The following is a 9,900-nucleotide window of genomic DNA, read 5'->3' as shown; positions in this document are numbered from 1 at the left end:
AAAGGTAGGTCAGATTCCTCGGCGTGAATGAGAAACGTCCGAGATCTTGGTAACGAAGGAATGAATTGAATGGGTGTTTCTGATTGTCCGCGTCAATCACCTCCCCTCGCAGAGGGTAGCGGGCGAAGCGGTGCGATCGTCCGCGGCGGTAACGAAAACCTCCGGGCTGGTCTTGTGTGCTTCCTTTTTTCCGGACTCGCTCTTGTCCAGCATCTCTTCGAGTGAATCATCCTCGCCGTCTTGGTCCTCCTCGAACTCATTGAGCACCAACAGCGGGTCGACGAAACTCCACGCCGGCAAATGAGCCAACAAACTCGTCGCCAGCAGCCCGCCGCGAACGGTCCACATCACGTAGCCGACCGAGAGCGCACTGGAGACCCCGGCGAAGGAACCGGCGAAGAGGTACGGCGTGCTGTCGCCCTGCTTGAGTTCCTGCTCCAACTCTTCCATGTCACTCCACAGCAGCTTGCTGTCGAATTTAGCGACTCCCACTAAGGAAACTCCATCACGCGACGACTCCTTGCGATCCCGTCGTGAGCGACTACCGTCCTCGCTGTCCGATGACGTGCGGGCCTCCTCTTCTTCCACAACCGCTTCGGTCTGCGTCGCCGCCCGTGGAGACATCACGCTGAGGGTCAGGAGAGTTTCCTCACCGGATTGGACGACACCGCGCGGCGTGAACACCAGCGGCACCTCGGTCCCCGAATCAGTGGCCGAGATCTCGTTCAACAAGTCCTCCTGCTCGTCAACCTGGTCGGCGTCTTCTGCATCGTCGGCCGGCGGTTCTTCCGGCGGAGCTTCGGGCTCGTGATCGGATCTGACGCTTTGAATGTCTGCCGAACGGATCGGCAAGGAGACTTCAATGACCACCGTAGCCGGCGCACTCGTGGTGATGCCATCGGTCACGGCGTACGAGAAGGTCACCGTCCCAGAGAATGATGCGACCGGCGTGAATTGAAAGGAGCCGTCCGATCCCAGCGTCAGAGTCCCCGACGAAGGTCCGCTGACCGGAACCACGGTCAGAGTGTTGCCGTCGGCATCAAAGTCGTTGGCCAGTAGCCCCGCCGGTCCGCGGCTCAAGGTGCTGCCGGGGTCCATGGTATAGAAATCCGCGACCGCGACCGGTGCATCGTTGATCGGCAGCACGTTGATGTCGACGTTGGCGAGGCTCGATGCCGCCCCATCACTCGCCCCGACAACCAGAGCATCCGCTCCACTGACATTCGGATCACTCGCGTAGGTCAGCCCGTTGGTGGCCGCAAGCGTCGTGTTCATCTGGGCAAGCGACACGTTGACTCTCAGCGAAGAACCGCCGTTGCCAGAAACATTTGCCGCCGTCACTCCACCGGTAATCGTGAGATCCAGCGTCAAGCTGCCTCGGCTGACGTCGAACGAAAACTGCATGGTCCCCGTTCCGATATCGAGATCGTTAAAGCTGATGCCGTTGATCTGCCAGGGAATGTCTTCCGTCGGCGATTGGGTGCCGGGAACGACAATCGTGGGAGCACTGTTCACGGGCGTCACCGTGACGTTCGCGCTGGCGACATTGCTGTCCGCGGAGCCATCGTTGGCGACCAGGCTGATCGTCCGAGTCGTCGGATCGGGAGCCGATGACGCATTGTTGTAGCGAACGGTCCGCAACACTTGCTGGTAGTTCGCGACGGAGTCGACTCCGCTGAGCGTCAACGTCCCGCCCGTGAAGGACGCCGTAATGCTGGTGCCGCTTGTGTCGGCCGACAGGGATTCCGCCACGCCGTCGAGAGCATTGGTGATCGTGGCGGTCAAGGAAGACAATGTCGAGTTGTCGATGTCGGTGATCACCGCATCGGCCCCATCCGCGATGAAAACGGGGCCGCCGCCTTCGACGAACGCGGCATTGAAAGCGGTTCCGGGCGCCCCACTCGAATTGTCGTTGTCCAGATCGATGAAGGCCGGGTCGTTCTGTGGCGTGACGTTCAACTGGATCAGCCCGTCGGCTGGTCCGGCACCGAAGGAGTCTTCGAGATGAACGGTCACCTGCGCGTCAATGTCGTTGTCGGCTGCGGGAGTGAAGGAGACATCCGCGAGCGCTGCATTGACATCAGCGACACTTCCACTGACGGTCCAAACGCCGCTCGTCACGTCGTACGAACTGGTGGATGCCCCGAATGTGCCCGTCGTCAAAACGCCTGCCCCGGGAAGATTCAGCGTTAACGTTGCAGTGACGGCATCTCCGCTATCGGGTTCCGTCACGACGATGTTATCCAACCCAACCGTAGCGTCACCTTCGAGATAGTTCTTAACTTGATTGACGTTCGACGCGACCGGGGCGACATTGCTCGCCGACACGGTGACTTGATGCGTTGGCGAAAACGCAAACGCCCGCGGCCGCGAGAGGCCTGCGGCACTCGCTATGTATTCATCCACGAAATTTCCGGACGCATCAAATCGCAAGACGTTGTCGTTGCCCCTCGACGTGACATAGACCAATCCGTCCGGACCAAACGCCAAGCCTTCGGGATCGTCTAATCCCCCCAGTCCCGCGGTGATAAAGACATCGAGGAATGTACCGGTGGCATCATAGCGAAGCACTTCGTCGGTGACGGTTGATACGACGTAAAACTTCCCGTCAGGGCCGAACCCGAAACTGGCGGAATCGGTCAGTCCACCACTTTGAAAATCGATAAAGTCATCGATGTAGGCCCCCGTCGTTCCGTCGAAACGTAAGATGCGATCGGTTCGCTCGCTGGCGACGTACAAATTGCCGTCGGTCCCGAACGCGAGGAATGCGGCGTGGTCCATTCCGCCCGCACCTGCCACGACAAACTCATCAATAAACGCCCCTGTCGTTCCGTCATAGCGAAGCACATTGTCGTTGCGATGGCTACTGACGTACAGATTGCCGTCAGGGCCAAAGGCGATCCCGTCGGCTTGATCCATTCCTCCACTTCCGGACATGACAAACTCGTCGACGAACATTCCTGTCACGGGATTGAATCGCTGCACATTGCTTGTATCGAATGCGGTGACGTAAAGCAATCCGTCGGCGCCGAAGATCATGTTTCTCGCTTTCGTCAGTGTGACATCGCTGCCGATCCCGGTCTCGAACGTTCCCGTCAAGGCATCGTATCGGTACACCGGCGTGGAGTTTTCAGTGGCGATGAAAAGGTCTGCATCAAACCAGACCCCATCTTCGTCGGTAGCGGAGACGAGGAGATTGTGAGAAAGCCCCGCGACGTTGTAGGTGTGCGTCACGCTACTGGGGTTACCGACATACGTGACGATGCTTCCATCTCCCCAATCCACACGCCAGCTTGTGATGCTGTCGTCGCCGGCGTCGGTTGCGGAAAGATTGAGGGTGTAAACCGTGGATGCAACAGCATTGCTACTCCCTGTGATCGACAACAGGGGACCGGAGTTTTCAACCGTGACGGTGGTGGTCTGGGTCGTGACACCGCCGTTTCCATCGTCGACGCGTAATCCGATGGTGTAGGTCCCGTCGTCGTCGATCCCGAAACTGGCCAGCGTTGCCCAATCGACCGTTGCCGTCGCGGTCGTCGGTTCGTTGGTCTCGCCAAAGTTCCCGTCGTTGTCCAAGTCCCAGGCAAACGTCAGCGTGTCCCCGTTGGCATCGGAGGAATTGGAACCGTCCAGCGAAAGCGAGTCGCCCTCATTGATCGTGTAGGGGGCGCCAGCGGTCAGGTCTGCGACGGGAGCCGTGTTTGCAACGACTGCCGTTCCGTACTGTCTGGCGAAGACGCCCGCCGAGTCGACTTGCCCTGGTTGGTCCCCTTGACCGCTCCACACCACGACGAAGTTGTCCAAATCGTGCATCGCAACCGAGGCGGCGATCTGCGATCCGGACGTGGATTGACTGACCGATTCAACACCGTTGACCTGAAAGTCGGTCGCGTCAAAGGAGATGTACTTCACTCCCATGCCGCTGCCGTCCAACTGTGTGTAGCTGATGACATAGTTGCCTGCCGCATCCATCGCAATCGAAGGCGCTTCCGCCGAACCGACCGAAATGATGCGGTCCGGGAAATTCAACGTCCCGTCGTCCTTCACGGTGCGGGTCCAGATTCCCAGTCCCAGGAAATTGTCCTCGCGGTACACAATCAGATAGTCATTGTTCGGCTTGACCGCGATCGCCAACTGCCGGTCGTTCGCTCCCGGATAGTTGACGTCAAGGCGCGAATTCAACGCCGTCCCCGACCCAAAATCGTACTTGCGAGCGTACGAGCTCAAACCATCCTTCCAAAGCACGACAAATCGTCCGCCCTCGTTGATGTCGATCACGGCGTCGGTTGCCGATGAATCAGTATCCACGGTCAGCAGTGTCGTGGACAACGCGTTCCCGACCGGCGTGGAGGTGTAGTCGAAATTACGTGCATAGATGCCCTCGGTCGCGCCGCTACTTTCCCACGACAGCACGATTTGGTTGACGCTATTACTTGCGATGGAAACGTTGGTTTGGTTGCCCGATTCCGAACCCGCGTTGACCAAAACATCCGCGGCATCGATCGCCGCTCCGCTGGCGTCGTATCGGCGGACGTAAATGCCCGTTCCGTCTGCATCGCCGGAAACGTAGGCGATCGCGAATCGCCCACTGGCGTCGGCGGTGACGACCGGCAAGGTCTGATCCCCGGCGGTGGTGACGTTGACCTGGAATTGCCCGCCCAGCTTTGCCCCCGAAGCATCAAATCGCTGCGCCATCACGGCCGATCCACTCAGATCGGCACTGTAATCGATCCAGGTGACGATGCTGTTGCCCAGTCCGTCGACCGCGACCGACTGGTGTGGGTTGAGGATCGATTGATTCCCCGTCGCCGGCGAATTGACAAGTCGTTCACCCGTTGTCGCGATTTCCGGCGTCGCGAGTAATCCGCTCCACGTCGCATCATAGGATTCGGAAAGGATCGGATCGGATTCAATCCGTCCGGTCGCAAACTCCAATTCCCAGTCGCCGCCGAGCGAGCCGCTGCCGGTGTCATCGACCGACGCGGCGATGTCCGCACCGGTCAATTCGGCCAACGCCTCAAGCGGCCTGTCGGTTTAGTGTATCCACAAAACGAGGGGAGGTGGCTTAGTAGGCATCGTCACGATGTTTGCTATTCTTGGCGGATCGTCGTCGCGATTCACTTCTCACGCAGGGAGGCTTGCCCAGTGAGCCAGAGACAACCCAAGACCAGCTATTGGCAGGAAGCTCCTACACCACGCGGGCAACTGGTCCTCATTCCCACCGCCCTGGAGGAACTCATCCCTCAGGATCATCCCGTTCGCTTGGTCGACGAGATTCTCGATCAGATGGACTGGACTGATTGGGAGGCGGCCTACAACGGCGGATTCGGTCAGCCGCCGATCCATCCCAGCGTAATGGCAAAGATCCTGCTGTTTGCCATGATTCGGCGAATCCGATCCAGCCGGAACATTGAATACGAACTCAAGCATTCGATCGATTTTATCTGGCTTAGCAGCGGTCGCCGCATCGATCACAGCACGATCAGCGACTTCCGCCGAAACAATAGTGATGCAGTCAAAGGCATCTTCAAACAAATGGTCAAGCTGGCGATCAACCTGGGGATCGCCAATCTCTCGGAACTGTGCATCGACGGCACACGCATCCTGGCTGACGCCAACAAATACAAGACTTGGACGGCCAAACGATTAGCCAAAGCACTCGAAGAACTTGACGCGCAAATTGATGAGGCCCTGGAAACCTTCGAAGTCAACGACGCATGCGACGAAGATCTCATCGGCCAGGACGTTTCGGCGGACCGCCTCCCCGCCGCCGTCGCCAACTTGAAGTCACGCCGCTCACAACTGGCCGCTCATCTGGAGACGGTCAATGCGATGGACGAAGTCCGCAGGAAAAATGGGACGAAGGGCCCCGCCCAGTTACCCAAGACTGACACGGACAGTCGCATTCTTCCCAATAAGGAGGGTGGTTACGCAGCCAACTTTACTCCGATGGCGACGACCGAAACGCAGAGCGGCCTGATCGTTGCGGCGGACGTCTTGATCGGCAACGTCGAACACCACGAATTTGCCACCATCGTCGACTGTGTGGCCAACGACTTTGGAATTGACATTAAGCGAGTCATGGCTGACTCGGCTTACACGACGGGCAAAAACCTCACTGCGGCTGAGGAAAAACAGATCGAACTGATTGGCCCGCTTGCCGAAACCAATCGCGAGAACAACCCTGCCGAGCGTTCGGATTTGACTGAGCCCGTTGCCGCCGATCAGATTGATCAGTTGCCGGTTAATCCACAAACCAAACGATTTGACAAAGCAGCGTTTGTGTACGACGAAGCGAACGACTGCTATTACTGCCCGGCAGGCAAAGTGCTTTCACATCGGACGACCGAGAACACGACGCATGGCGACGGCTCTCCGGTGCAGCGAAAGGTTTACACCTGTTTTGAATGCGAGGGCTGCACGCTGGCTGGGCGTTGTCGCAAGAACGTGAAGCCAAAAGACGAGGCAAGCAGCAGCGAGGCATCGTCCCAGGAGTCCAGCGAAGCGACCTCGTCGGACAAGCGAGCGGGCAAGCGACGTGGTCGCAAGCCTGGCCCGCCACGTGGTCGCGAGACGATGCATGATGAGCATGAAGGAGCGCGACGTCGGCAGCGTGCGCGAATGGAAACGCCTGCAGCCAAAGAGGCTTACTCTCGTCGTCAGCATTTCGGTGAAACGCCTTTCGCCGTGATCAAGAGCACGCTTGATATGCGGCGATTCCTGCTTCGAGGTATCGCAGGTGTGAATCAAGAATGGCGCTGGGCGGCGACCGGATTCAATCTGAAGAAAATCATGAGTTACTTGGCGAAGCTGCGCGCCGCCGCGGCGACACAATCGCTCGGAACAGCAAACTAGGGGAGATAGGGGGCATTTCGAACGAAATCCGCCACAAGCGAACGCCACGATCCCGTCAACACGCTTACCAACGACTCTGGATGCCCCGCATAGCACCATAAAAGCCTCGTCCGGAACCAAAATCGAATCAACCGTCCCCAGGAACTAAATCGACAGGCCGCGAGCATCGTCCTGCCGTCGACCGTTTCGGCCAGCTCACAGCCGTACAACATCAAGTCCGCGTCATCACTTAGTGAGCCTGCCCAGCCGGCGAATTCGCCCGCGTATCCGGCCAGATTTCGTTCGTCGAGCACGGTGTTGCCGAGGCGAATCTTGCCGTCGTTGCCGTGCGAAAGCACGTGAACCGCATCGACATCGACATATCCGTCCAAAATCTCGCCGATCTGACGAACACCGTCGCGCGTCGCGTCGAGCAGATAGATCTCCAAGTCGGCGTGCTCGTTGCCGCTGCGAAGATCGGCGATCAATTGTTGATAATCTTGGACGCCCGCGTCGACGAAGACCAGTTCCAATCGCTGTCGCTCGTGTTCGGCCTGTTCTGCATCACCACTCGAATTGCCGGACGGATTGCCAGATGAAGCCGTGTCCGCGGAAGCCATGTCCGAGAAATTCAGTTCGACGGTCGGTACCGCCAACTCGTGATCGGAGGGGACGCCGTCAACTGGGGCGGGCACTACCGGGGTGGCGCTGAACAACAGACGCTTTTCCAACACAGCAGCATCAAGCAGGTATCCGGTAGAACGAACGAAACTTGAGTCGCCAATTGATTTTCGTTTACGCCAGCGCACTTCCTAAGCCCGACAATTCAGATGAGGAACTGATCCATTCACCCCTACCCTAAGTCAGCAATTGGCGAAGATGCGCCAATGAAGCCGAGATGGCGACAACGCCAAGGCAAGGCGTAACGATTGAGCCGTTTGGACGAGTCTTGAAGAGCTTGCCTTTCATTCCGAGGATGCGTGACCGAGTCCGAAATGCGGCCGGCTTGTGCCATCTGCCGGAAGCCAACGACGGTCTTCCGAACCGATGAACGATCAAAGTGTCCCACGTCATCAACTCCACGGACGGAGTGTTTCATGAATCGAACCGTTTGCAAACGCTACATCGCGATCGCGACCTGCTGCTTGGTCGCCGGATCGGCCGGTGCGCAAACGGATGATTTGCCGTCGTGGCTTTCTGCACCGACGCAGCGAAGCCTCGATCCATCGCCGGAACTGACAGAGGTATTCGCCGAACCAATTGTCGGCGACGAAGCGCAGCACGGCATCCGCGTGGCCCAAAACTCCGCCCCAGCGTCAACCGACTCGGGTGCGGAACCACCTCCGTTGACGGTTGGTGCTTTGCCGGACGAGTGGTTGAACGAAACATCGATCGCCAAGTCCGACACCGACACGCCGCTTTCCCCCGAATCGGTACGCCAGTTTTTGAAGTCCCAGGCCGAAAGTTCCCCGATTGCGGACAACTTTCGTCCGTGGTGGGAAACCACCGCGACGGCGCCATTTGAATTGTCGCCTTCCTCGATCGTCGTCGATGGCGACAGCCTGATCCTTGAGACCTTGCGACACAGCTATCGCATCTCGGCGGTCAACGAAAACATCTGCATCGCCCGCACCGGAATCACTCGCGCGGCCGCCGATTTTGATCCGACCGCGTTTGTCGAATCAAAATTCCTGCGCACCAGCGTCCCCACCGGCAGCGACCTCGACGCGGGCAGCAACGTCGACCGTTTGAGAGAAGAAGATTTTTCGTTCTCCGGCGGCCTGCGGCGCAAACTTCAAACCGGAGCCGAGTTTGAGATCGGACAGCAGATCGGGTTGCGCGACAGTAGTTCGCAATTCTTCACGCCGAACAACCAAGGCAATTCCCGGCTGACCCTCAGCTTCAATCAACCGCTGCTCAACGGAGCCGGCCGGGCGTTCAATCGAAGCCTGATCGTGTTGGCGAAGCTTGACACCCAAATCGCAAGCGAAGCCGCCACCACCGCGATCCAAAACCACTTGCTTTCCGTCCAGGAATCCATGTGGAACCTGTATTACCAGCGCGCCTCGCTGCTCTTGCGAATCCGTCATCTCAATCAAGCCAAGTCGATTCACGATTGGCTGGAACAGCGGCAGGGTTTGGATGCCTTGCAAAGCCAACTCAAACGCGCCGAAGCCGCCGTCGCCACACGCAACTCCGAACTTGCCCGAGCGGTGACTTCGATCCGAAACGCCGAAGATCAGCTCCGCATGTTGGTCAATTCTCCCGCACTGACCAGCGACAAAACGGCGGAGATCATCCCGGTGCGTCCCCCCTCGCTGGCCCTGGTCCCCGTGTCGCTAGAAGACGCCGTGGTCACGGCCCTGCAACAGCGGAGTGAAATGAATGAAGTCGCACGCGAGCTGGATACCGCTCGGGTGCGTTTGAACGTCGCCCAAAACGAACTGCTGCCCATGCTGGACCTGGTGTTGGAAACCTATTTCAGCGGACTGCGTGGCAGCCAAGACATCGGCCGTGCCTGGATCGACCAGTTCAGCGTCGGCGAACCGAGCTACAGCGCCGGGCTGCGGTTTGAAGTGCCGTTGCAGCGCCGCGCCGCCAAGGCCAACATCCTTCGCCGTCAAGCAGAACTGCGTAAACTTGCCAGTCGGTTGAGTGAAACGATCGCCAAACTCCATGCCGAGGTCGCCGCGGCGGTCCGCGAAGTCGAAACCAGCCACCGAGAACTCGAAGCACGCTACGTGGCGATGGTTTCCGCACAACAATACGTCGAACTGATCTCCAATCGATGGCGTGAACTGCCCGGAGACGGCTATTCCGCCAACTCCCTGCTGGAGGACTTGCTCGATGCCCAAGACCGCTTGCTGGTGGAGGAAGTCGGATTCGCCAGGGCGCAAATCGACTACACGCTCAGCACGTCACGGCTGAAGCGGGCGACCGGCACGCTGCTGCAAATCGAACCGATCGGGTCGGCGTCCAACACCGTTCCTTGAGTGCCGCGCTGCGAAGCAGCAAGACGGGCGGCCAAAGCCTGCACTCCAGCGCAGGTTGGTGTCCAGCCTTCAG

The 9,900-nt window shown here is 58.7% G+C and carries 4 protein-coding genes; 2 read left to right on the top strand and 2 right to left on the bottom strand.

Translation table 11 applies throughout. The annotated features are described in order from the left end of the window. Positions 1-96 precede the first annotated feature (96 nt). On the bottom strand, positions 97-5,013 hold the full coding sequence (locus TBK1r_RS27430) for an Ig-like domain-containing protein (RefSeq protein ID WP_145218087.1): 4,917 nt from the start codon (positions 5,011-5,013) through the stop codon (positions 97-99). A 132-nt stretch (positions 5,014-5,145) separates the two neighbouring features. Between TBK1r_RS27430 and TBK1r_RS27425 the strand changes: the two genes are divergently transcribed. Next, the gene (locus TBK1r_RS27425) at positions 5,146-6,855 is read left to right on the top strand and encodes an IS1182 family transposase (protein WP_419580133.1); all 1,710 of its coding nucleotides are present in this window, start codon (positions 5,146-5,148) and stop codon (positions 6,853-6,855) included. Here TBK1r_RS27425 and TBK1r_RS27420 read toward each other — a convergent pair. Then, entirely contained in the window at positions 6,852-7,529 is a 678-nt protein-coding gene (locus tag TBK1r_RS27420; RefSeq protein WP_145218083.1) for a DUF4347 domain-containing protein, read from the bottom strand. The genes TBK1r_RS27425 and TBK1r_RS27420 overlap by 4 nt on opposite strands. A gap of 402 nt (positions 7,530-7,931) precedes the next feature. Between TBK1r_RS27420 and TBK1r_RS27415 the strand changes: the two genes are divergently transcribed. Beyond that, positions 7,932-9,827, top strand: coding sequence for a TolC family protein (locus tag TBK1r_RS27415; RefSeq protein ID WP_419580457.1), 1,896 nt, complete (start codon positions 7,932-7,934; stop codon positions 9,825-9,827). Positions 9,828-9,900 lie beyond the last annotated feature (73 nt).

The sequence above is a fragment of the Stieleria magnilauensis genome (genome assembly GCA_007753675.1).
GTDB classification, from domain to species: domain Bacteria; phylum Planctomycetota; class Planctomycetia; order Pirellulales; family Pirellulaceae; genus Stieleria; species Stieleria magnilauensis.
This window is presented reverse-complemented; position numbering and strand designations above follow the sequence as displayed.